Annotated in this window: 22 protein-coding genes; 9 read left to right on the top strand and 13 right to left on the bottom strand. The window is 69.5% G+C overall.

The window, feature by feature from the left end; all coding sequences use genetic code 11:
- Window positions 1-380 precede the first annotated feature (380 nt).
- On the bottom strand, window positions 381-1,349 hold the full coding sequence (gene glpX / locus ACIQCS_RS07850) for a class II fructose-bisphosphatase (protein WP_345849781.1): 969 nt from the start codon (window positions 1,347-1,349) through the stop codon (window positions 381-383).
- Between the two features lie 155 nt (window positions 1,350-1,504).
- Here glpX and ACIQCS_RS07845 point away from each other — a divergent pair, with 155 nt between their 5' ends.
- Together ACIQCS_RS07845 and ACIQCS_RS07840 are read left to right on the top strand one after the other, a co-directional pair.
- Entirely contained in the window at window positions 1,505-1,858 is a 354-nt protein-coding gene (locus tag ACIQCS_RS07845; protein ID WP_345849782.1) for a hypothetical protein, read from the top strand.
- Window positions 1,859-1,924: 66 nt separating this feature from the next.
- Complete coding sequence (locus ACIQCS_RS07840; RefSeq protein ID WP_345849783.1) at window positions 1,925-2,233, top strand: hypothetical protein; 309 nt, start codon at window positions 1,925-1,927, stop codon at window positions 2,231-2,233.
- An 18-nt stretch (window positions 2,234-2,251) separates the two neighbouring features.
- On the opposite strand, the gene ACIQCS_RS07835 is transcribed toward ACIQCS_RS07840, so the two are convergent.
- The 3 genes from ACIQCS_RS07835 to ACIQCS_RS07825 all read right to left on the bottom strand — a co-directional run bounded on the left by ACIQCS_RS07835 (window position 2,252) and on the right by ACIQCS_RS07825 (window position 5,273).
- On the bottom strand, window positions 2,252-3,544 hold the full coding sequence (locus ACIQCS_RS07835; protein WP_345849784.1) for a homoserine dehydrogenase: 1,293 nt from the start codon (window positions 3,542-3,544) through the stop codon (window positions 2,252-2,254).
- 133 nt (window positions 3,545-3,677) lie between these two features.
- On the bottom strand, window positions 3,678-4,628 hold the full coding sequence (locus tag ACIQCS_RS07830) for a 2-oxoglutarate and iron-dependent oxygenase domain-containing protein (protein WP_345849785.1): 951 nt from the start codon (window positions 4,626-4,628) through the stop codon (window positions 3,678-3,680).
- Window positions 4,629-4,769: 141 nt separating this feature from the next.
- On the bottom strand, window positions 4,770-5,273 hold the full coding sequence (locus tag ACIQCS_RS07825; protein WP_345849786.1) for a hypothetical protein: 504 nt from the start codon (window positions 5,271-5,273) through the stop codon (window positions 4,770-4,772).
- Between the two features lie 119 nt (window positions 5,274-5,392).
- Between ACIQCS_RS07825 and ACIQCS_RS07820 the strand changes: the two genes are divergently transcribed.
- The 5 genes from ACIQCS_RS07820 to ACIQCS_RS07800 all read left to right on the top strand — a co-directional run bounded on the left by ACIQCS_RS07820 (window position 5,393) and on the right by ACIQCS_RS07800 (window position 8,769).
- Window positions 5,393-6,625: a multidrug effflux MFS transporter gene (locus ACIQCS_RS07820; protein WP_345849787.1), complete on the top strand. Its 1,233-nt coding sequence runs from the start codon at window positions 5,393-5,395 to the stop codon at window positions 6,623-6,625.
- Window positions 6,626-6,703: 78 nt separating this feature from the next.
- Window positions 6,704-7,042 (top strand): DNA primase, encoded by a 339-nt coding sequence (locus ACIQCS_RS07815; RefSeq protein ID WP_345849788.1) that lies wholly within the window; start codon window positions 6,704-6,706, stop codon window positions 7,040-7,042.
- A 46-nt stretch (window positions 7,043-7,088) separates the two neighbouring features.
- Window positions 7,089-7,679 carry a YdeI/OmpD-associated family protein gene (locus tag ACIQCS_RS07810; protein ID WP_345849789.1) on the top strand — a complete coding sequence of 197 codons (591 nt, stop codon included), beginning with the start codon at window positions 7,089-7,091 and terminating at the stop codon, window positions 7,677-7,679.
- A 230-nt stretch (window positions 7,680-7,909) separates the two neighbouring features.
- Window positions 7,910-8,326, top strand: coding sequence for a biopolymer transporter ExbD (locus ACIQCS_RS07805; RefSeq protein ID WP_345849790.1), 417 nt, complete (start codon window positions 7,910-7,912; stop codon window positions 8,324-8,326).
- Between the two features lie 59 nt (window positions 8,327-8,385).
- The gene (locus ACIQCS_RS07800; RefSeq protein WP_345849791.1) at window positions 8,386-8,769 is read left to right on the top strand and encodes an MliC family protein; all 384 of its coding nucleotides are present in this window, start codon (window positions 8,386-8,388) and stop codon (window positions 8,767-8,769) included.
- Here the strand turns inward: ACIQCS_RS07800 and ACIQCS_RS07795 are convergent.
- Window positions 8,759-8,962 (bottom strand): hypothetical protein, encoded by a 204-nt coding sequence (locus ACIQCS_RS07795; protein WP_345849792.1) that lies wholly within the window; start codon window positions 8,960-8,962, stop codon window positions 8,759-8,761. The genes ACIQCS_RS07800 and ACIQCS_RS07795 overlap by 11 nt on opposite strands.
- 64 nt (window positions 8,963-9,026) lie before the next feature.
- Here ACIQCS_RS07795 and ACIQCS_RS07790 point away from each other — a divergent pair, with 64 nt between their 5' ends.
- Window positions 9,027-9,419 carry an acyl-CoA thioesterase gene (locus tag ACIQCS_RS07790; protein ID WP_345849793.1) on the top strand — a complete coding sequence of 131 codons (393 nt, stop codon included), beginning with the start codon at window positions 9,027-9,029 and terminating at the stop codon, window positions 9,417-9,419.
- A 151-nt stretch (window positions 9,420-9,570) separates the two neighbouring features.
- Here the strand turns inward: ACIQCS_RS07790 and ppc are convergent, their stop codons facing one another.
- Both ppc and ACIQCS_RS07780 read right to left on the bottom strand, forming a co-directional pair.
- Window positions 9,571-12,243 carry a phosphoenolpyruvate carboxylase gene (gene ppc, locus ACIQCS_RS07785; protein ID WP_345849794.1) on the bottom strand — a complete coding sequence of 891 codons (2,673 nt, stop codon included), beginning with the start codon at window positions 12,241-12,243 and terminating at the stop codon, window positions 9,571-9,573.
- Between the two features lie 79 nt (window positions 12,244-12,322).
- A complete protein-coding gene (locus ACIQCS_RS07780) occupies window positions 12,323-13,336 on the bottom strand; it encodes a L,D-transpeptidase (protein ID WP_345849795.1) in 1,014 nt (337 codons plus the stop codon).
- Between the two features lie 99 nt (window positions 13,337-13,435).
- Here ACIQCS_RS07780 and ACIQCS_RS07775 point away from each other — a divergent pair, with 99 nt between their 5' ends.
- Entirely contained in the window at window positions 13,436-14,284 is an 849-nt protein-coding gene (locus ACIQCS_RS07775) for an oxygenase MpaB family protein (protein ID WP_345849796.1), read from the top strand.
- Here the strand turns inward: ACIQCS_RS07775 and ACIQCS_RS07770 are convergent.
- The 6 genes from ACIQCS_RS07770 to ACIQCS_RS07745 form a co-directional block, all read right to left on the bottom strand.
- Window positions 14,281-14,679 carry a septal ring lytic transglycosylase RlpA family protein gene (locus tag ACIQCS_RS07770; protein WP_345849797.1) on the bottom strand — a complete coding sequence of 133 codons (399 nt, stop codon included), beginning with the start codon at window positions 14,677-14,679 and terminating at the stop codon, window positions 14,281-14,283. The two genes, ACIQCS_RS07775 and ACIQCS_RS07770, sit on opposite strands and share 4 nt — an antisense overlap.
- A 132-nt stretch (window positions 14,680-14,811) precedes the next feature.
- Window positions 14,812-15,600 carry a DUF4198 domain-containing protein gene (locus ACIQCS_RS07765; RefSeq protein ID WP_345849798.1) on the bottom strand — a complete coding sequence of 263 codons (789 nt, stop codon included), beginning with the start codon at window positions 15,598-15,600 and terminating at the stop codon, window positions 14,812-14,814.
- Between the two features lie 47 nt (window positions 15,601-15,647).
- Window positions 15,648-16,775 (bottom strand): ABC transporter permease, encoded by a 1,128-nt coding sequence (locus ACIQCS_RS07760; protein WP_345849799.1) that lies wholly within the window; start codon window positions 16,773-16,775, stop codon window positions 15,648-15,650.
- Window positions 16,772-17,938, bottom strand: a complete 1,167-nt coding sequence (locus ACIQCS_RS07755) for an ABC transporter permease (RefSeq protein ID WP_345849800.1) — start codon at window positions 17,936-17,938, stop codon at window positions 16,772-16,774. Before ACIQCS_RS07755 ends, ACIQCS_RS07760 begins: the two co-directional genes overlap by 4 nt.
- A 5-nt stretch (window positions 17,939-17,943) precedes the next feature.
- The gene (locus ACIQCS_RS07750) at window positions 17,944-18,978 is read right to left on the bottom strand and encodes an efflux RND transporter periplasmic adaptor subunit (RefSeq protein WP_345849801.1); all 1,035 of its coding nucleotides are present in this window, start codon (window positions 18,976-18,978) and stop codon (window positions 17,944-17,946) included.
- Complete coding sequence (locus ACIQCS_RS07745; protein ID WP_345849802.1) at window positions 18,975-20,339, bottom strand: TolC family protein; 1,365 nt, start codon at window positions 20,337-20,339, stop codon at window positions 18,975-18,977. The genes ACIQCS_RS07750 and ACIQCS_RS07745 overlap by 4 nt, the downstream gene beginning before the upstream one ends.
- Window positions 20,340-20,414: the final 75 nt, after the last annotated feature.

The raw sequence follows: 20,414 nt of genomic DNA, 5'->3' as shown, positions 1-20,414 counted from the left end.
GACGTCCAATGGCTTGTGCCGGGCAGGGCCTGCGCAACTTCGTTGCCCGGCGCCCTGGTGCCAGGCGTCCTATATTTCCTACGGTTGAAAGAGCGGCCCGGCAGTGCACGCGGCCGGGCGAGCACGCCATGCGGAAGCCTACATTGCAAGGCGGGCGCATCCCTGCGTCATTCGGGGTGGGTTTGGCGGCTATCCCTTGAGACAAGGGCCTTCCAATAATCGTCATCCCCGCGAAGGCGGGGATGACGGACAAAGTTTCAAGGGCTGCTCCGGGCACTCAACCCAAGCGATCGCGCGACGCTATCTGCGGTGCGTTGGATGCCGAAGCGCGTGCGGCATGACGGCATTGGCAGCCGCAGCACGGTACCGCGCGATGCCGCTCAGAGCCGGTGCTCGCCCTTCACCCAGCGGACCGTGCCGGAATGGGCGCGCATCACCACGCTCTCGGTGGTCATCTTGTTGGCGAAACGCTTCACGCCCTCGAGCAGCGAGCCATCGGTCACGCCCGTCGCAGCGAAGATGCAGTCGCCCTTGGCGAGCTCGGTAAGGTCGTAGATCTTGTCGAGATCCTCGATCCCCCATTTCCGCGCGCGCTGGCGCTCGTCGTCGTTGCGGAAGACCAGCCGGCCCTTGAACTGGCCGCCGACGCAGCGCAGCGCCGCGCAGGCGAGTACGCCCTCGGGGGCGCCGCCCTGGCCCATATAGACGTCGATCGTCGTCTCGGGATCGGTGGTGGCGATCACGCCGGCCACGTCGCCGTCGCCGATCAGCACCACGCCGCAACCGACGTCGCGCAGCTCGGCGATCAGCTTCTCGTGGCGCGGGCGATCGAGCACGCAGGCGATGATCTCGTGCGGCTGCACGCCCTTGGCGGCGGCGATCGCTCGCACATTCTCGGTCGGCGACTTGTTCAGGTCGATCACGCCCTCGGGATAGCCGGAGCCGACCGCGATCTTGTCCATATAGACGTCGGGTGCGTTGAGCAGGCCGCCCTTCTCCGCCACCGCGAGCACCGCCAGCGCATTGGGGCCGGCCTTGGCGCAGATGGTGGTGCCTTCGAGCGGGTCGAGCGCGATGTCGATCGCTGGGCCCTTGCCCTGTGCCGCGCCCACCTTCTCGCCGATATAGAGCATCGGGGCCTCGTCCCGTTCGCCTTCGCCGATCACGACGGTGCCGTCGAGATAGAGCTTGTTGAGCGCGTCGCGCATCGCCTCGACGGCGGCGGCATCGGCCGCCTTCTCGTCGCCGCGGCCGACCAGGGTGGAGGCGGCGATCGCCGCCGCTTCGGTCACGCGCACCATTTCGAGGACGAGGACGCGATCGAGGGCGTGGCTGGCGGTCTGCTGCATGGGAATGGGATACCCCGGGTGATTGGACTTGCGGCGGCGATTAGGCAGCGCCGTGGCGCTTGTCGATTCCGCTAACGTTGTCAGCATGCGGCCGTTCCCAATTCGGTCACAACTTGCCGCTAGTGAAACGAAATCCGGGGGCGGAGGACGTGCACATGCTGATGATCGCCCTGTTTCTGCTTGCCCAGAGCAATGATCCGTCGCCGGCGCAGGTGATGGAGGCCCACCGCCAGCGCTGGTCGGCCAATCCCGCATGCCGGCGCGCGCGCGACGAGAGCGAGATCGTCGTCTGCTCGCGGCGCGAGGCGGACAAATACCGGGTGCCGCTGACCACGACGTACAATGGACCCGATACCGACCAGGGGCGGCTCAACCGGCTGTTCGACGGGGCGGACGGACGCGCGCCCTGCGGCGAGGGCGCGTTCCTGGTGCGCTGCGGCTTTGCGGGCGTGACGATGAGCGTCAACGCGCGCGGGGTGCGCACCGTCCGCCGCGAACTGGCGCCCTGAGAAAACCCGAGGGAAACCGGCGCCGCGCCGCGCGTTGAGCGCGGTGCCCCCCTGTCGGAGACCCGGATGCTGCTGTTCGCCCTTGCCCTCGCCAATGCCCTGCCCGCCGCCGAGCCGCCGCAGCATCGCCGCAAGGCCAGGGCGCGGGTGACGCGCGTCACCCGCATCCCCGCCCGCGCCGCGCCGCAGCCGCGCAACCTGGCCATCGCGGTGCCGGCCGATCCCGCCAGGCGCTATCGCCTGCCGCTTCCCAGCACCGAAGTCACGGATGCCAAGCGCGACGCGGTGCGCAACACCGGCATGGCCTGCGGCACCACCGGTGCGCCGGTATGCCCGCAAAAGGGGCGGCAGGTGCTGAAGAGCAGCCTCGACTGAGCTGCGGCGGGCGGACCGTCAGCCGGCCAGGATGTGCATCCACATCGGCTCGCCCATCAGGCTGGCCGAGCCGCGCAGCTTGTCGAGCGCCTGCGATACCGCGCGTTCCGGCCCTTCATGCGTGACGATGGCGACGAGCACGCTGCCGTCGGGATTGGCGCCGCGCTGCATCAGGCTCTCGATCGAGACGCCGGCATCGCGCATCGCCGCGGCGATCTCGGCGAGCACGCCCACCTTGTCCGCCACGGTGAAGCGCACATAGGCGCGGCCGGTCCGCTCGCCGGCATCGGCCGCGTCCTGCGCCGCGAGCGCCGCGGCGGGCATCGCATAAGGGTGGCCGAATTCGCCGCGGGCGATGTCGATCAGGTCGGCCACCACGGCGGATGCGGTCGGGCCGTCGCCGGCGCCCGCGCCCTGGAACAGCAGCCGGCCGACGAAATTCCCCTCCGCGACGACCGCGTTGGTCGAGCCCGTGACATGGGCAAGCGGGTGGCTGAGCGGCACGAGATGCGGATGCACGCGCTGGAACAGTCCGCCCGGGCCGGCATCGGCGATGCCGAGCAGGCGGATGCGGTAGCCGAGCGAGGCGGCCTCGGCGATGTCCGCCGCGAGGACGTGGCGCACGCCGGCGATCGCCACCCGGTCGAACGCCGGCTGGGTGCCGAAGGCGAGGCTGGCGAGGATCGAGAGCTTGTGCGCCGCATCGACGCCGTCGATGTCGAAGCTCGGGTCCGCTTCGGCATAGCCGAGGCGCTGCGCCTCGGCGAGGATCTCGGCGAAGTCGCGGCCCTCGGCTTCCATCTTGGACAGGATGAAATTGCAGGTGCCGTTGAGGATGCCGTAGACGCGGGCGATCTCGTTGGCGGCGGCGCCTTCGCGCAGCCCCTTGATCACCGGCACGCCGCCCGCCACCGCGGCTTCGAACTTGAGCGCCAGGCCGGCATCCTCGGCGGCGGCGGCGAGCTCCAGGCCATGATGCGCGATCATCGCCTTGTTGGCGGTGACCAGGCTCTTGCCGCCGTTCAGCGCCGCGCGGGCCAGGGCGAGGGCGGGGCCGTCCGAGCCGCCGACCAGCTCGACCACCACGTCCGCCCGGGGATGGCGCGCCAGCGCGGCGGTATCGTCGACCCAGTCGAAGCGCGTGATGTCGACGCCGCGATCCTTGGCCCGGTCGCGCGCGGAGACGGCGACCACTTCGATCGGCCGGCCGGCGCGGCGGGCGATCAGCGCCGCATTCGCGTCGATCAGGCGGATCACGCCCGCGCCGACGGTGCCCAGGCCTGCAAGTGCGATACGAAGCGGTTCGGTCATTGTCAGCTCATTCCCCGTCATGCTGAACTCGTTTCAGCATCCAACGCGCAGCAGGGGCCGCGCTGTCGGCACCTAGCTGCACCTTGGACCCTGAAACAAGTTCAGGGTGACGGAGGATTTCTTTGCTCCGGCCTTACTTCTTGATCAGCCCGATCTCGACCAGCCGCTCGAACAGATAATCATGCGCGGTGATCGGCTCCGGATAGCGGTTCGGGCTGTCCGCGGTGATCGTCGACGGCAGCGTCTCGATCAGGAAGTCCGGCGCCGGGTGCAGGAAGAAGGGCATCGAGTAACGCGGGGTGCCGCGGCGCTCGACCGGCGGATTGACCACGCGGTGGGTGGTCGAGGGCAGGTAATGGTTGGTCAGGCGCTGCAGCATGTCGCCGACATTGACCACCATCGCGCCTTCGGGCGGCTTGACCGGCAGCCAGCGGCCGTCCTTGTCGAGCAGCTCGAGGCCGGCTTCCTCGGCGCCGAGCAGCAGGGTGATCAGGTTGATGTCCTCATGCGCGCCGGCCCGCACTTCGGGCGCGTCGGCGGCGACGGGCGGATAGTGGAGCAGACGCAGCACGGAATTGCCGTCGCGCACCGCGCGATCGAACCAGTCGGGCTGGAGGCCGAGATAGCGGGCGATCGCCGAGAGCAGCCGGTCGCCCGCGTCGTCGAACGCCTGGAACAGCTCGAGGAACGTCTCCTTGAAGCCCTCGGGGCGATCCGGCCAGATGTTCGGCGCCATGTCGTTCTCGAAGCGATGGCCCTTGGTCAGCTCGCGGCCGACATGCCAGAATTCCTTCAGGTCGACATATTGCGCGCCCTTGGCGATCTCGGTCTTGAACGGCGTGTAGCCGCGCGCGCCGCCGCCGCCTTCGACGAAATAGGCGCGCTTCTCCGCCTCGGGCAGCTCGAAGAACGCCTTGGTCATCGCCCAGGCGCGATCGATCAGCTCCTGCGGCACGCCATGGTCGGCGACCATCGCGAAGCCGAAGCGCCGGAAGGACTGGCCGAACTTCTGCGCGAATCCGTCGGGATCGTTCGCCTGTTCGGCCATCGAGACGAGGGGCACCTCGTCGAGAACAGTAGCCATCTATTGAGTCTCCTTGGGCCCAGTTAGACCCGCCGGTGCCGGCGCGACAAGAGGTGCGCCGGCATGGCTCGGACTCGTGGCCGCGGGGACGGCAGTGGAGAATGGCGGAGAGAGACGGCGTTTGCCGATTGCGCCCCGACCCTAGCTGCCGGCCATCTCCATGCGGCCCTTGACCTTCGCGCCGCCATCCGCGCTCAGGTCGAGCGTGAAGGTGCCGCCGTCCGACGTGGTGCCGGCAAAGCCGTCCCCCTTGGCCGCGAACTTGAAGCCCTTCTTCGTGAAGCCGTCGCGGAACCAGCTCTGGACGGCGGCGAGCGAGGCCGGGCTGGTGAAGTCGATCCGCACCTTGCCCCCGTCCTTGCTCTTGCCCGGCTTGTCGCTGCCGGTGATGTGGAAGCCGGCGATCTCGGACTTGGGATAGAGCTTCACGCCGTCGAGATCGACGTCGTCGGCCTTCATCTTGATCTGCGGCACCCTGAAATTGCCCTGGAAGCCGTCGCCCTTGATCGAGACGGTGCCGTTCTCCATCCGGAAGCTGCCATTGTCGCCATCGTCCGACTTCACGTCGATCGTCACCGGGGTGCTGGTGCCGCCGTTGCAGGCGGCGAGCGCGAGGGGAAGCAGCAGAAGGGGCAGGCGACGCATCGGCGCTCTCCATTGGTGTATCGCAAAGGCAACACACTAACGGAAGCGCATGGCCGGCACAAGAAAGGCGTTGGCTTTGGGGGGTGACGCGCACGGCAGGATGCGTCATTTGCGCCGGCATGGAAGAGCCGCACCTCACAACGCAGGCGCAGAACAAGGCGCCGCTCGCGTTCGGCGAGTTCGTCAGCCTGGTCGCCGCCATGATGGCGCTCACCGCGCTCGGCATCGATTCGATGCTGCCCGCGCTGCCCGCGATCGGCGCGAGCCTGGGCGTCGACGCGCCCAATCATCGCCAATATGTCGTCACCGCGTTCCTGATCGGCTTCGCCTTCGCCCAGCTCGCCTATGGCCCGCTCTCGGACCGTTACGGGCGGCGGCCGGTGCTGGCGCTCGCGCTGGCCTCCTATGTGGTGACGAGCGCAGTGGCGGCGCTCTCGGGCAGCTTCCTGCTGCTGCTGGTGGCCCGCGCGGCCATGGGCGCGTCGGCGGCGGGCGCGCGCGTCGTCTCGGTGGCGCTGGTGCGCGACTGTTTCGCCGGCCGGGCGATGGCACGGGTGATGAGCCTGGCCTTCATCGTCTTCATGGCCGCGCCGATCGTCGCGCCGAGCCTGGGGCAGTTGATCCTCTATGCCGGTTCGTGGCGGCTGATCTTCTGGGCCGTCGCCGCGCTCGCGTGCCTGGTGGTGCTGTGGTTCTGGCTGCGCATGCCCGAGACGCTGGGGCAGGAGGGGCGGCTGTCGCTCAGCCCGGCGCGGGTGCTCGCCGATTACGGCCTGATGCTGCGCGATCGCCAGGCAGTGGGCTATACGATCGGCATCATGCTGCTGTCGGGCGGCATGTTCGGCTTTATCGGTTCGGTGCAGCAGGTGATGGAGGACGTGTTCCAAGCGCCCGAGCTGCTGGCGGTCGTCTTCCCCTGTGTCGCCTCGACCATGGCGCTGGGCTCGTTCCTCAACTCGCGCCTGGTGATGAAGATGGGCATGCGCCGCATCTCGCACACGGCGCTTGCCGGCATGATCGTCTTTGCCGCGATCCACCTCGCCGTGGCCTGGAGCGGCTTCGAATCGATCTGGAGCTTCACGCTGCTCCAGGCGCTGATGATGGGATGCGTGGGCCTTTCCACGTCCAATTTCTCCGCGATGGCGATGGAGCGGATGGGGGAGATCGCCGGCACCGCCTCGAGCCTGCAGGGCTTCGTCACCACGCTCGGCTCGGCGCTGATCGGCGCGGCGATCGGCCAGGCGTTCGACGGTACCACCGTGCCGCTCTACACCGGATTCCTGCTTATGGGCCTCATCGCTTTCGTGGTAGTTGCGGTGACCGAGCGCGGACGCATGTTCCGCCCCAGCTAGGGAACGCTCGGGCACGATCGCCGTTCGCACTGGGAAGGGCCTGCCGTCGTGGCGGGCGCCGTGAAGCGAGGACGGATAATGGGTGGCTATCAGGTTCCGGGGCGCGGCCCAGGCGATGACGGGTTCGACGAAGAGGGCTATGACGAGAGCCAGCGCGCCGAGATTCTCGAGGCGACCACCGACGGCCCGAGCGACGGCAATGTCCTGACCGACATGGCACCCGATCTCGGCGCCGACGCCGATGACGACGAAGACGATCTGCGCATGGTCGACGACGAGATCGGCGAGGAGGACGAGGACGGCGGCCAGCGCGCGCGCGCCATCTCCGAGGACGAGATCCAGGACGGGTTCGATGAGGACGAGCTGGCGGACGACGACGATCTGGACGACGCCGATGGGGACGCGCTCGAGCCCTGAGCGCCGCTATTGACGTTGCGCGGGGGGCGGCGGAACATGCCGCCCCATGGCCAGCGATCCCCGGGTAGACGCCTATATCGAGAGCCGCGCCGCGTTCGCGCGGCCGATCCTGCAATGGATTCGCGCGCGCTTCCACGCCGCGGTGCCCGAAGTGGAGGAGACGATCAAATGGTCGCACCCCTTCTTCACGCTCGGCGGCCGGCCCTTCGCCAACATGGCCGCGTTCCAGGCGCATGCCAGCTTCGGCTTCTGGAACCGGCAGGACAATGAAACCGGCAGGGAAGGCGAGGCGATGGGCCAGTTCGGCCGCATCGCATCGCTGGACGACCTGCCTGGTGCGGCCGAAGTCGAGCGGCTGATCCGCGAGGCGGCGGCGCTGGCGGCCGAAGCGAAGCCCGCCCGGCCGCGCGCCGCGCCCAAGGGTGAGGCGGCAGTGCCGCCCGAGCTGGCCGAGGCGCTGGCGGCCGACGATGCCGCCGCCGCCGTCTTCGATGCCTTCCCGCCGAGCTGCCGCCGCGAATATTGTGAATGGATCGCCGAGGCCAAGCGGCCGGAGACCAGGGCCAAGCGCGTCGCCGAGGCGGTCGCCTGGATGCGCGAGGGGAAGCGGCGGAACTGGAAATACGAGAATTGCTGAGGGGCTGACTCCTCGCTCTCCGCCGCCGCCTATCCCCTTGGGAAAGACGTGCCCAATAGTCGTCATCCCCGCGAAGGCGGCGATGACGGAGGGGTATTCGCGGAGATGACAGGGGGCTGCTTGCCTCAGCGAGGTAAGTGCCCGCCTTCAGGGGAGAGGATAGGGGAGCTGGGCATTGCCATCCGCATTTCTCTATGTGATGTTACATCATCATAACGAGGAGAGGTGCCATGATCCGTGCCGTCCGCGCTCGCCGCATTCCCGATACCGCCCCGATCGGCGCGATCAACATCACTCCGTTGATCGACGTGATGCTGGTGCTGCTCGTCGTGATCATCATCGCCATCCCGATCGCCTCGCACAAGGTGCCGGTCGACCTGCCTTCGGGCCTGAACCCGGTCGCCGATCCGCTGCCGCCTTCCGTCCTTGCGATCGACCGGCAGGGCGCGCTCCATTGGAACGGCGTGGCGCTTGCCGATGCGGCGCTGCCCGAGCGGCTGGCGGCGCTGCAGAAATCGGGCGCGATCCTCCATCTGCAGACCGATCCCGAGGCGCGCTACGAACGGTTCGACGGGATTCTCGCCACGGTGAAGCGCGCGGGCATCACCAGGCTCGGCTTTGTCGGCAACCGGCCGCTTGAAGACTAGGCTGGCGGAACGGGCGCATCGGGCTATTCGTTACGTTCCCGGACGAAAGAGGAATCCCGATGCGCCTGACCCTGACTGCCCTGCTCGCGCTCGGCGCCTGCTCCAGCCCGCAGCCCGCCGCCGAGCGCAACGTCGTGCAGGCGGAGGCCACCAATATCACCGACGACGCCTCGCCTGCGCCGGTCGACAAAGCGCCGGTTGCCGATGATCGCGCCGCCGTGCGCTTCCGCTGCATGGACGGCGTGCGCATCGTCGCGCGCTTCGATACGGAGAAGGACATTGCGACCGTCACCCGCGACGGGCGGACCCTTGTGCTGCCGCAGCAGCGCATGGCCTCCGGCGTCCGCTATTCGGACGGAAGCACGACCTTCGAGGGCAAGGGCGACGCCATGTCGTTCGAAGCGCCCGGCCGGCCGCCGATCGCCTGCACGGTCATCCGTTGACGAAATTCTCGAGCACCGCCAGGTCGCTGTTGCTGACGTTCGTGCCGGTCGCGTCCTCGATCATGGTGGCGGCCTGATGGCTTTCCTTGTCGCCGAAGCCGATGAAGGTGACGGCGGTGAAGAGCACGCCCGCGGCCCAGAGCAGGGCGGCCCAGCGGCTGCGGAAGATCCGGGAGGGATGGCGCGGGATCATGATGCGAGGCTAGCCGAGCGCGGTGAAGACTGCGCTTCCGAGATTGGTTAAGCTGGAAGGACGCATGGCGAGCTATACTGCGACGATCACCGCCGGACCCGAGGACATCGACGAGCTCGGGCACGTCAACAATGCGGTGTGGGTGAAGTGGATCCAGGACGTGGCGGTGGCGCATTGGCATGCGGTCGCCGCGCCCGCGCACCGGGATGCCTATATCTGGGTCGTGACCCGGCACGAGATCGACTATCGCGGCAACGTGACCGAAGGCGAGACGGTCACCGTCGAGACCTGGGTCGCCGAGCCGCCGCGCGGCGCGCGCTTCGACCGGCACATGAAGTTCACCGGCGCGGACGGGAAGGTCCGCGTCGAGGCCAGGACGACCTGGGCGATCCTCGACCGCGCGACTCAGCGCCTGATCCGCGTGCCGGCGGAAGTGGCGGCGCCGTTCCTTTCCTGAAAAATCCTCCCTCGCGAAGCGGGGGAGGGGGACCATTTGCGCAGCAAATGGTGGAGGGGGAACGCGCTATCGAGAGGGCGCGCGCCCTCCACCACCGCCTGCGGCGGCGGTCCCCCTCCCCCGGAGCTGCGCTCCGAGGGAGGAATTGAAACTACCCGCTGTTGCGCAGCGCCGTGGCGATCGCGTTGATCGAGAGCAGGATGCCTTCGCCGATCCGGGGATCGTCCTCGCCCGCGCGGTGGCGCTTGAGCAGCTCGATCTGCAGCAGGTTCAGCGGCTCGATATAGGGCAGGCGCAGGCGGATCGACGTCTCCAGCCCCGGATGCTTCTCCAGCAGCCGCGTCTGCCGGGTGGCCTGGAGCAGCCCGTCATGCGTCTTCTGCCACCCCTCGCGGATCCGGCCGAAGATCGCGTCGCGCAGGCCGGCATCCTCGACCAGCGCGGCATAATGGGCGGCGATCTCCATGTCGGACTTGGCCAGCACCTGCTCCATGTTCGCCAGGGTCGAGGCGAAGAGCGGCCAGGCCGTCGCCATCTCGCGCAGCAGGCCCTTGTCCGCGAACGCTTCCAGCGCCTGGCCCACGCCGTACCAGCCCGGCAGCATGATTCGCGCCTGCGCCCAGCTGAATACCCAGGGAATGGCGCGCAGGTCCTCGATCGCGTCGGACTGTTTCCGGCTCGCCGGGCGCGAGCCGATCTTCAGGCCGGCGATCTCGGCGATCGGCGTCGCCTGGCGGAAGAAGCCGCGAAAGCCTTCGGTCTCGTAGACCAGTCCGCGATAGGCCCTGAACGCATTGTCCGAGAGCTGGTCCATGGCCGCGGCGAAGCGCGTCGCATCGGCCTTGCCCAGCTTCTCGGGCTCGAGGCTGGCGAGCAGCGTGGCGGAGGCCATCGCTTCGAGATTGGTGCGCGCGCTTTCGCGCGTGCCGTATTTCGCGGCGATGATCTCGCCCTGCTCGGTCACGCGGATGCGGCCCTGCACCGTGCCCTTGGGCTGGGCGAGGATCGCTGCGAAGCTCGAGCCGCCGCCGCGCCCCACCGCGCCGCCGCGGCCATGGAACAGCTGCATGCCCAGGCCCGCCTTCTCGAACACCGGCTTCAGCGCCGTCGATCCGCGCGAGAGCTGCCAGGTCGAGGTGAGGTAGCCGCCGTCCTTGTTCGAATCGGAATAGCCGATCATCACTTCCTGATGCCCGCGCTTCGCTGCGATCGCCGCGACTTCGGGCAGGCCGAGCCAGGCTTCCATGATCGCCGGCGCGCCCTCGAGATCGCCGATCGTCTCGAACAGCGGGATCGCCATGATGTGCGCCTGGGGCGCGTCGCCCGGGATGTAGAGCCCGGCTTCCTTCAGCAGGATGTGCACCTCGAGCAGGTCCGACACCGATTGCGACATCGAGACGATATAATGGGTGATGCACTGGCGCCCATATCGGGCATGGGCCTGGGCTGCGGCGCGGACGATGGCGAGCTCGGACGCCGTCTCCTCCGAATATTCGGCATAGGGGCTGGTGAGCGGGCGGGCGCTGGCCAGTTCCCTGCGGAGGATCTCGACGCGCTTCTCTTCGGGGAGCGACGCATAATCCTCGGTCACGCCGCCCGCCTTGAGCAGTTCCGCGATGACGCGCTCGTGCACTGCGCTGTTCTGGCGCATGTCGAGCGTGGCGAGGTGGAAGCCGAACGTCTCCACCGCGCGGATCAGCCGGCCCAGCGCGCCGCCGGTGGCCAATGGTCCATCGCCTTCGTCCGCCAGCGCATGGGCGATCGTCACCAGCTCCTCGCGGAACTCGCCCGGATTGGCATAGGGCTCGGCGGCGAGCGCGGCGGGGCGCGGCGGGGCCTTGCCCGTGAGCTTCTGATGGGTGGCGGCGAGCCGGGCATAGATGCCGGTGATCGCGCGGCGATAAGGCTCGTCGGCGCGGCTCCTGGCCTCGTCATGGCTGGCCTCGGCGAGCTTGAGCAACGCTTCGCTGACCTGGACATGCTCGGTCGAGATCGAGAGTTCGGCGCCCAGCGCATGGACCGCGTCGAGATAATAGCCGAGCACCGCCTCCGCGGCGCGGGCGAGCGCGAACTGCAGCGAATCGGCGGTCACGAACGGATTGCCGTCGCGGTCGCCGCCGATCCAGCTGCCGGGGCGCAGGAAGGAAGGCGCGCGGCCGCCCAGCGCCCGGTCCCAGCGGGCATAGAGCGCCGGGAGGACCGGCAGGAAGATGTCGCGCAGATAGGAGAGCGCGGTCTCCACCTCGTCGGCGACGCCCAGCTTCTCGCGGCGCAGCACCCGGGTCTGCCAGAGCAGGGCGATCTGGCGCAGGATCGCTTCCTCCACCTGGTCGCCATCCTCGGTCTCGGCCACGCCGCGATCGCGCAGCAGCATCAGCTCGGCGATGCGGTTCTTGTGGTCGATCATCGACTTGCGGCGCACTTCGGTGGGGTGCGCGGTGAGCACCGGGGCGACCAGCGCCTGGTCGAGCAGCGCCATCACCGCGTCGCGGCCGATGCCCTCGCCCTCCAGCCGCCGGAGCGCCGAGGCGATGTCGGCGTCCTTCTCGGTCTCCACGCCCTGGCGATCCTCGGCCAGGTTGGCGAGCATCGAGAAGAGCATGAAGCCGCGCGTGAAATCGAGCGTCTCGTCCAGCGTCAGCCGGTCGAGCCCGCGATCCACCGCGCCTGCCCCCGCGACGCCGCGCGCGCGATCGACCGAGGTGGAGCGGATATATTCGATGCGCTTGAACAGCTCCTCGCCGCCATAGGCACGGATTACGTTGCCGAGGAGCCGACCGAGGAAGCGAACATCCTCGTTATTTGCGATCGCGAGGCTAGCCATGGGGCGCGTTGCTGCACTGCGAAATGTTACGGGGTCAATGCGAAAGCGCTTGGGCGCGCGTTTAGTTTCGCTTTCCGGCTCAGCGCGTGGTGACTTCGTCGTCTTCCAGCCATCCGGCGACGCCGGGATCATTCTCGATCAGCGCTTCCGGCGCGGCGGCGGCGGGCCGCGCGAGATCGCTGCCCAGGCCGAGCGAATCGGGAATCACCACCAGGGTGGTGCCGGGCCCCACCACGCCGGCAAGCGCGCGGCGGAAGGGATCGCTGCCCTGGAAGCGCCCGGCATCCGGCGCGGCGAGGCCGGCGGCGGCGCGGCCCTCGCCCGGCAGCGCCAGCCTTTGCCAGCGATAGTCGCCGGCAACCACGTCCTGCAGCACATAGGCCTGGACCCGGTCGATCACCCCGTCGAACGCCACCGGTGCCGAGCCGATCTCGACGCCGCCGCGCAGCACCACCATCCGCCGGTCCGCGCCGCTCACCACGATCGATACCGGGCCGGCGCGCGCAAGCTCGGGTCGCCACACCGCCGGGCCGGCGGGGAGGGCTGGCGACACCGGATCGGTGCCGACGCGCAGCGCCGGAGCCTGGTTGGTGACGATCACGGTCATGCCGAGATCGGTCTGCTCGAACAGCAGCCGGGCGAATTCGTGCGGCAGGCGGATGCAGCCATGCGAGGCGGGATAGCCCGGCAGGTTCCCGGCATGGAGGGCGATGCCGTACCAGGTGAGGCGCTGCATGAAGGGCATCGGCGCGTTCGAATATTTGCTCGAACGGTGCCATTTCGCCTTTTGCAGGATGGTGAAGACGCCGGTGGGCGTGCGATGGCCGGCCTTGCCCGTCGAGATGGTGGAGACGGCGATCGGCACGCCGTTGCGATAGGCGACCACGCGCTGGGTGGCGATGTTGACCACCACCAGCATCGGGCCGGCCGGTGCGATCTCGGGCACCCAGATATACTGGCCGGGCCTTAGCCGCTCGACCGAGGCCATCACGGTGCCGTCGTTGATCGGCTGCATCTGGGCGGCGCCGGCGGTGGCGAGCAGGCCGGTGGCGATGGCGAGGGACAGTGCTTTTATGCGCTTCGATCGGAGCAAGACTCACCCCATGCGATGACGTCATGACATCCTATCAGCGTGGCGCTCCCGCGAAAACGGGCGGTTGCGGGAAAGCTGTTAGTCCCTAGCTTGGGAGCCATGAACCCTGCCGACGGCATCGCGAAAAAGCTGCGTGGCGCGCTGATCGGCCAGGTGCGCGCCGTGTTCAACGATCAGGCCCGGGGCGAGAAGCCGGTCCGGCGCAAGCCCGAGGAGAGCCTGTTCGGGCCCCGATCGGTGGTGTGGCGCGTGCATGGCGACGTCACCACCATGATGGTGGGCGGCGTCGCGGCGCTGCTGCTCCAGATGCTCCATCCGGCGGTGCTGGCGGGGGTATGGGATCATTCCGCCTTTCGTGGCGACATGCTGGGGCGGCTGCGGCGCACGGCCCGGTTCATCGCGGTGACCACCTATGGCTCGGCGGAAGAGGCGGGCGCGGCGATCGCCAGGGTGCGCGACGTGCACACCCGGGTGAAGGGCGTGCTGCCCGACGGCACGCCCTATGCCGCGGACGATCCGCGCCTGCTCGCCTGGGTGCATGTGACCGAAGCGGTGAGCTTCCTCGATGCCTGGATCCGCTATGCCGAACCGGGCATGCCGATGGCCGACCAGGACAGCTATTTCGCCGATTTCGCGCGGATCGCCGAGGCGCTGGGCACCGATCCGATTCCGCGCAGCCGGGCGGAGGCGGACGCGCTGATCGCGGCGATGCGGCCCGAGCTGCTGGTCGATGCGCGCACCCGCGAAGTGGCGCGCATGGTGCTTGATCAGCCGGCGCCCAATCTGGCGGTGGCGCCGGTGCAGGCGCTCACCTTCGGCGCGGCGGTGGACCTGCTGCCCGGCTGGGCGCGGACGATGCATGGCCTTTCCGGCGCGGGCCTGGCGACGCCCGCGCTGCGCATCGGCACGCGCGGGGTGGCGCGCACGCTGCGCTGGGCGTTTCGTTAGTCCTGGCCGGCTTCGGCCTCTTCCTCTTCGGCCAGCGCGAGCGAAACGGTGCCCCGGCCCCGGCGGGCAAGGCCGATCTCGTTCGCGGCCGCGCGGGAAATGTCGATCAGCCGGCCCTTGTCCCAGGGGCCGCGATCGTTGATCCGCACGACCACGCTGCGCCCGCTGCCGATATCGGTGACGCGCACGCGCGTGCCGAAGGGCAGGCTGCGGTGCGCGGCGGTGAAGTCGCTGGGGTCATAGGCTTCGCCGCTCGCGGTGCGCCTGCCGGCGAAACGATCGGCATAATAGCTGGCCTCGCCGGTGGCGATCGCGGCGGCGCGCGCCAGGCCGGGTGCGTTCGCATGGGAAATCGCGCAGGGCGAAAGCAGCATTGCCGCAACGGCAAATGCCATCCCCCACTCGAACCTTGCCCCCATTTGACTCGCCTCGTCTTGCCCGGGAGGAGGCCTGCCGCCGATCGCCGGACAAATCCACACCGCCGAGCCGATACTGCGCCATATCGTGGTTGGGCGGCGACGAGCCGCTCAGGCCGCGTCGAAGGCCAGCGTGTAGGTATAGCTGCGATAGGGGGTTTCCGATCCGGCCGGCGCCGCCGTGCGGTGGCGGACCAGGATCAGGTAGAGGCCGGCATCGCCGGGGCGCAGGGTGAAGCCGCCCCGCGCGTCCGACCGGACCGTCGCGGCGATCTTCCTGCCGTCATAATTGCCCGCGGCGCGGAACAGCGTGACTTCGGTGTCGGCGAGCGGCTTGCCGTCGAACAGCAGGCGGAACCTGGCGTCGCTGCCCGCGGCGATCTCCGCCGGATGGATGAGCGGCTGGATCTCCAGCGCGGTGCCGATCGGCCGCAATGCCCCGGCGCTCGCCGCGCCGCGCGTGACATAGGCTTCGGCCAGCGTGGTGCTCTGCACATCGACTTCGCGCGCGCCGGCGGGCGCGGCGCCGTCCTCGCCGGCGATGATCCACTTGCCGCCCGCCTGGTACATCCTGCCCTTGCGGCCGAGCCGCTGGCCGGTGGTGAGGCGATAGGTGCCCATGGCCGGGAGATCGGCCTCGAAGACGGTGAGGTCGCGCAGATAGGTCGGCTTGCCGACTTCGCCGCGCGTGCCGTCCGGCCGGATCAGGTGGAACGGCGCGTCCTTCATGCCGATCTCCGGCACGAACGCGTCCTCGCCGAACGAGGTGGTGACGGTGACGTGATCGCCCGTGCCGACGTCGAACAGAGTCGGGAGCAGATAGGGCATGTGCGCCTGGGCCGCGGTGCCCAGCACCAGCGCACCGAGCGCGCCCAGCAGCGTGAGTTTGGCAAATCGCATGGCGGCCCCCGTTCGAATGCTATGGAGCTGCGTTAAAATTAATGCTATTAACTTGCAATAGCAGATATTCGCGAGGCCTCGCGGATCCGGTAGCGCCAGGCCGCGATGCCGCCATAGAGCAGCGTGAGCAGGGCAAGGTTGAGGAGCTCGGCCCATTGCTCGGCCAGCGTCGCGCCCATCTGGTTGATGCCGACCATCAGGCGGATACCCGGCGTCGTCGGCAGCAGCCGGGCGATGAGGGTCAGCCAGTGCGGCGTCGCCTCCGCCGGCCAGGACAGGCCGGAAAGGAAGAAGATCGGGACGGAAGTGACGATCCAGAGCTGGATGGGCCGCTCGCGCGTGCGGAAGAAGCTGCCGAGCGCCAGGGCTCCGGCCACCGTCGCCGCCACGAACAGGGTGGCGGAGACGAGCAGGGCGGCCGGATCGGCCTGCGCGCGCGGATAGTCCTGGAACCAGAAGACGAAGCCGGTGAACCAGGCGATGTTCGCGCAGCCGATGACGAAGAAGGCGAGCGCGATGCCGAGCAGGCTGCGGAGCGCGACGCCCGGCGTGCCCTGCTGCTCGCGCATCGTCGCGGCGAGCATGGCGAGGCCGATGAGCAGGGTCTGCTGGATGATCAGAAAGGCAACGCCCGGGAAGATCGTGCTGCCATAGCCTTCGCGGGTATTGAACAGCGGGCGCTGGATCATCGCGAGCGGGGGCGGCGCGGGCGCGCCTTGCGCCATTGCCTGGTCGATCGCGGCGTCGCGCCCGGCCGCGCCCAGCGCCGCGCCGACGCCGGCCAGTGCCGTCGAGGTGCGCAGGAGATAAGCGCCGTTGCCGTAGAGCGCGACCACGCCCTGGCCGCCGGAAAGGATGCGCCGCTCGAAGCCTTCGGGGATCACGACGATGGCGCTCACCCGCCGCTCCTGGAGCAGGCGCAGCGCGGCGGCAGGGGAAGCCGGGCGCGCGACCAGCTCGGCCTGCTGCACGGCGCCGAGCCGGTTCTCCAGCGCGCGGCTGGTCCCGCTATGGTCCATGTCGACCACCGCGATCGGCATCCGCACCGGCACCTCGCCCGAATAGGCCGAGGGATAGAAGAAAGCGTAGAGGATGCACGATCCGATCAGCAGCATCAGCGCCGAGCTGTCGGCGAAGATCGCGCGGAAGGTGGCGCGGAAGGCGCGGCCGATCATCGCCGGCCCCAGCTTTCCGGGCGCCGCGCCGCCGCCAGGTAGCGCGGCAGCCCGATGCCGGCGCCGACCAGCAGGAAAGCGAGCATCGCCAGCAGCTGCCATAGCGACTGGGCGGCCGGCGCGCCCATGATCCATTGCTCGGCCAGCAGCTTGGCGAAGGCCGAATAGGGCAGCAGCGCGCTCCACAGCCGCGCGAAGCCGGACGCCGATTCGATCGGGAAGATCGCGCCGGCAAAGGCGAAGGAGGCGCCGGCATAGAGGCCGGCGACCGACAGCGCCTTGCCCATCGTCAGCGTCAGCCCGACGACCAGCAGCGTCACGCCGACATAGGCGAGGTACATGGCGACATAGCCGGCGAGCAGCATCGCCACGCTTCCCGCCACCGGCCAGCCGCGCAGCCCGGCGACATAGCCGATCGCCAGCAGCCCCCAGCCGGTGAAGATCGCGAGATAGGGCGCGAGCTTGCCCGCCACGGCGGCGGCGGCGCGCAGCGGGGGCTCGCCGCCGATCCATGCGCCGATCGTGCCGTCGCGCAGCTCGCGGCCGAGCGCGCTGGCCACCGCGACCATGAAGATCAGGTGGAGCAGCGCGGGATGGATCAGCGCGACCAGCTGCAGCTCATAGCTGCCCTGCGGATTGAACAGCACCGCGCTCTGCACTGCGACCGGCGGGCGGCGGACCTTGCCGGGGCCCAGCGTGGCGGCGGTCTGGGTGGCGGCGAGCGTCGCGGCCAGGCCCTGCACGACATTGCCTGCCTCGCGCAGCGCCGCGCCGGACGCAGTGGAATAGCTGGCATTGTAGAAAGTGGTGATGCTGGCCGTGGCGCCGCGCAGCACCGCGCGCTCGCTGCCGGCCGGGATCAGCACCACGGCATAGGCGCGGTTCGAGCGCACCAGCCGCTCCGCCGCGCGCATGTCCCCCGGCCGCGCCGCGACCCGCAGGCCCGGCGCCGCGTCCAGCCGCCGGGTCAGTTCGCGCGAGACGGCGCTGTCGTCCTGGTCGACCACCGCGATCGGCAGGCCGCGCATCACGCCCGAGGACAGCTGGATCGCCACCACCGCCATCAGCAGCAGGGGCACCCACGAGACCAGCGCGAGATCCCAGAAATTCGAGGCCAGGAACCGCACCTCCCGCCGCAGCGCACTGCCGAAGGCGCCCGCCATGCCGGTCAGGCCGGCCAGCCGAACAGCACGGTCATGCCCGGCCGCAGCCCCTCGACCGGCGCGACCGGCACCACGCGCACCTCGAAGCTCTTGATGTCGAACCCGGTCGATTGCCGGGTCGCGCGCCAGGTGGCGAAGTCGCCGGCCGGCGCGGTGTAGATCACGCGGAAGCGCGCCCGCTTGTTGGCCAAGGCGGGGATCGTGCCCGCCAGCTCCTTGCCGCGCGCCAGCCCGCGCAGCTGGTCCTCGCGCACGTTGAGCGTCACCCAGGGATGGGCGGTGTCGGTCAGCATGAACACCGGGAAGCCCTGCGGCACCAGCTCGCCCGGCTGGGCCAGCCGCTTGCCGACCTCGCCATCGGCCGGCGCCGTCACTCGCGTCTCGTCGGCGGCAGCCTGCACTTCCGCCACTGCGCCGCGCGCCTGCTGCACCTGGCCGGTCGCCGCCGCCTTGTCCTGCCGCCGCGCCCCGGCCAGCGCGAGATCATATTGCGCGCGCGCGGCCTTGGCCTGTTCGGCGGAAGCGACTGCGTTGGTTCGCGCCTCGTCCGCCTTCTGCCCGGCGATCACGCCCTGCTCGTAGAGCCGCTGGGTGCGCGCGGAAGTGGTGCGGGCCAGCTCGGCGGCCGCCTGTGCCCGGCGCCACTGCGCCTCGGCCGCGCGGATATCCTCCGGCCGGGCGCCTTCGTCCGCCTTGCTCTCCACCGCCTGCGCCGCCGCCAGCGCCCCGCCCGCCTGTTCCGACTTGGCGGCGACTTCCGGGCTGTCGAGCGTGTAGAGCAATTGCCCGGCCTTTACCGGCTGCCCCTCCTCGACATGGAAGGCGCCGATGCGGCCGGTGACCTTGCTGGTGATCCGCATCTCGCGCGCATCGACCATGCCCTGGATCTGGTCCGGCGCGGGGCGATAGGCCAGCCACAGGCCGAGCGCGAGCAGCACGGCCACCACCAGCCCGGCGACCGGCGCGACGGGAAAGCGCCTGGCAGGGGCGGGAGCGGGCGTCGGCGCGGGGGCTTCGTCCTCGATCGCGGTATCGGTCATGGGATCACCTTGTCGGCCCGGGCGAGATAATCGGGCATGCGGGCCATCTGGCCGCTCAGGCTGAGCAGCTGGGCGAGCGCCTGGACATAGTCGTTGGCCGCCTGAGCGCGCTGGACGCGGGCGCGGCCGAGCCCGAGCTGCGCGTCGATCACGTCGAGCGACGTGACCTGCTGCTCGCGGAACGAGAGCGTCTGCAGCCGCAGATTCTCGGTGGCCGAGGCAAGCGCGCTGTCGAGCAGCAGGAAGCGCCTGCGCGCCGCCTCCGTCTCGCCCCAGGCCTTGGTCACGCCGATCTCGAGCTGGGTGCGCGCCTCGCGCAGGCCGGCCTCGGCCTGCGCCACTGTCGCGCGGGCGGCCTCCACCTGCTGCTGGCGGCCGGCGCCCGACATGAGCTTGTATTTCAGGCCGACGCCCACCGACCAGTCCGGATCGGTGAGCAGCGAATTGCGCGTGTCGAAATTATACTGGCCGAAGCCATAGATGGTCGGCCGCAGCTTCGATTGCTGGAGCGTCACCCCGGCGCGCGCCTGATCCTCCAGCGCCTGCAGCCGGGCGAGCTGGGGATGGGCATAGAGCGCGGCGGCCTTGAAGCTCTCGAGCGGCTCCAGCGGCTGCGAATTGACGCCGAGCGGGCTGAGCGGATGCACGCCGGCCGGCGCGCGGAGCATGCCGGCGAGCGCGGCATTGGCGGTGCCCAGGTCGGATATCGCCTTTTCATATTCGCGCGCGGCGTCGTCGCGCGCCACTTCCGCCTGCAGGCGCTGCGCGCGGCTGATGAAGCGCGCCTGTTCGAGCTTCGCTGCGTCGGCGACATGGCGGTTGAGCCCGTCGAGCACGTCGCGGCGGATGCCCAATGCCCGCTCGGCGAGCTGCTGGCCATAATAGGCCTGCACCAGCTGGACGAGCGCATTGTCCACCGCGAGGTCGCGATCGGCCTTGGCCTGGGCCACCTGGGCGCGGGCGCCGGCCCGGGTCCCGGAGATCTGGCCGCCGGTATAGAAGGGCAGGGTGGCGGTGACGATCGGCCGGGCGCTCGTCCGCTCCTGCCGGAACTTCAGCGGATCGCGGATGCCAAAGGATTCCGCCACCGGCGCCAGCGATCCGAGCGGCAGATAGAGCGTCTTCTGATATTCGAGCAGCTGCGCCTCGACGTCCACGTCCGGCCGGCCGAGCGTGCGGGTGGCGCCTTCCTGCGCTTCCTTGCCGCGCAGATTGGCGGCGGCGGCCTCGATCGCGTCGGAGCGCTGGAGCAGCCTGTCCTGCGCCGAGCGATAGTCCAGCCCCAGCGGTTCGGAAGTTTGCGCGAAGACGGGCGATGCACAGGAAAGCGTAGATAGCAGCGACAACGCCAGGATGCGCATCGACAGAACTCCCGTCACGCCATGTGCGAATGATCGCGATCATGCCGCTTTTGTAAAGAGCGATTTCCCGGGCTC

The organism is Sphingomonas sp. NPDC092440, from assembly GCF_044754985.1.
In the GTDB taxonomy this organism is placed as follows: domain Bacteria; phylum Pseudomonadota; class Alphaproteobacteria; order Sphingomonadales; family Sphingomonadaceae; genus Sphingomonas.
This window is presented reverse-complemented; position numbering and strand designations above follow the sequence as displayed.

Excerpts from the sequence above, each read along its gene's own strand:
- glpX (WP_345849781.1), bottom strand. The coding sequence starts at position 1,349 with ATGCAGCAGACCGCCAGCCACGCCCTCGATCGCGTCCTCGTCCTCGAA.
- ACIQCS_RS07845 (WP_345849782.1), top strand. The coding sequence starts at position 1,505 with ATGCTGATGATCGCCCTGTTTCTGCTTGCCCAGAGCAATGATCCGTCG.
- ACIQCS_RS07840 (WP_345849783.1), top strand. The coding sequence starts at position 1,925 with ATGCTGCTGTTCGCCCTTGCCCTCGCCAATGCCCTGCCCGCCGCCGAG.
- ACIQCS_RS07835 (WP_345849784.1), bottom strand. The coding sequence starts at position 3,544 with ATGACCGAACCGCTTCGTATCGCACTTGCAGGCCTGGGCACCGTCGGC.
- ACIQCS_RS07830 (WP_345849785.1), bottom strand. The coding sequence starts at position 4,628 with ATGGCTACTGTTCTCGACGAGGTGCCCCTCGTCTCGATGGCCGAACAG.
- ACIQCS_RS07825 (WP_345849786.1), bottom strand. The coding sequence starts at position 5,273 with ATGCGTCGCCTGCCCCTTCTGCTGCTTCCCCTCGCGCTCGCCGCCTGC.
- ACIQCS_RS07820 (WP_345849787.1), top strand. The coding sequence starts at position 5,393 with ATGGAAGAGCCGCACCTCACAACGCAGGCGCAGAACAAGGCGCCGCTC.
- ACIQCS_RS07815 (WP_345849788.1), top strand. The coding sequence starts at position 6,704 with ATGGGTGGCTATCAGGTTCCGGGGCGCGGCCCAGGCGATGACGGGTTC.
- ACIQCS_RS07810 (WP_345849789.1), top strand. The coding sequence starts at position 7,089 with ATGGCCAGCGATCCCCGGGTAGACGCCTATATCGAGAGCCGCGCCGCG.
- ACIQCS_RS07805 (WP_345849790.1), top strand. The coding sequence starts at position 7,910 with ATGATCCGTGCCGTCCGCGCTCGCCGCATTCCCGATACCGCCCCGATC.
- ACIQCS_RS07800 (WP_345849791.1), top strand. The coding sequence starts at position 8,386 with ATGCGCCTGACCCTGACTGCCCTGCTCGCGCTCGGCGCCTGCTCCAGC.
- ACIQCS_RS07795 (WP_345849792.1), bottom strand. The coding sequence starts at position 8,962 with ATGATCCCGCGCCATCCCTCCCGGATCTTCCGCAGCCGCTGGGCCGCC.
- ACIQCS_RS07790 (WP_345849793.1), top strand. The coding sequence starts at position 9,027 with ATGGCGAGCTATACTGCGACGATCACCGCCGGACCCGAGGACATCGAC.
- ppc (WP_345849794.1), bottom strand. The coding sequence starts at position 12,243 with ATGGCTAGCCTCGCGATCGCAAATAACGAGGATGTTCGCTTCCTCGGT.
- ACIQCS_RS07775 (WP_345849796.1), top strand. The coding sequence starts at position 13,436 with ATGAACCCTGCCGACGGCATCGCGAAAAAGCTGCGTGGCGCGCTGATC.
- ACIQCS_RS07770 (WP_345849797.1), bottom strand. The coding sequence starts at position 14,679 with ATGGCATTTGCCGTTGCGGCAATGCTGCTTTCGCCCTGCGCGATTTCC.
- ACIQCS_RS07765 (WP_345849798.1), bottom strand. The coding sequence starts at position 15,600 with ATGCGATTTGCCAAACTCACGCTGCTGGGCGCGCTCGGTGCGCTGGTG.
- ACIQCS_RS07760 (WP_345849799.1), bottom strand. The coding sequence starts at position 16,775 with ATGATCGGCCGCGCCTTCCGCGCCACCTTCCGCGCGATCTTCGCCGAC.
- ACIQCS_RS07755 (WP_345849800.1), bottom strand. The coding sequence starts at position 17,938 with ATGGCGGGCGCCTTCGGCAGTGCGCTGCGGCGGGAGGTGCGGTTCCTG.
- ACIQCS_RS07750 (WP_345849801.1), bottom strand. The coding sequence starts at position 18,978 with ATGACCGATACCGCGATCGAGGACGAAGCCCCCGCGCCGACGCCCGCT.
- ACIQCS_RS07745 (WP_345849802.1), bottom strand. The coding sequence starts at position 20,339 with ATGCGCATCCTGGCGTTGTCGCTGCTATCTACGCTTTCCTGTGCATCG.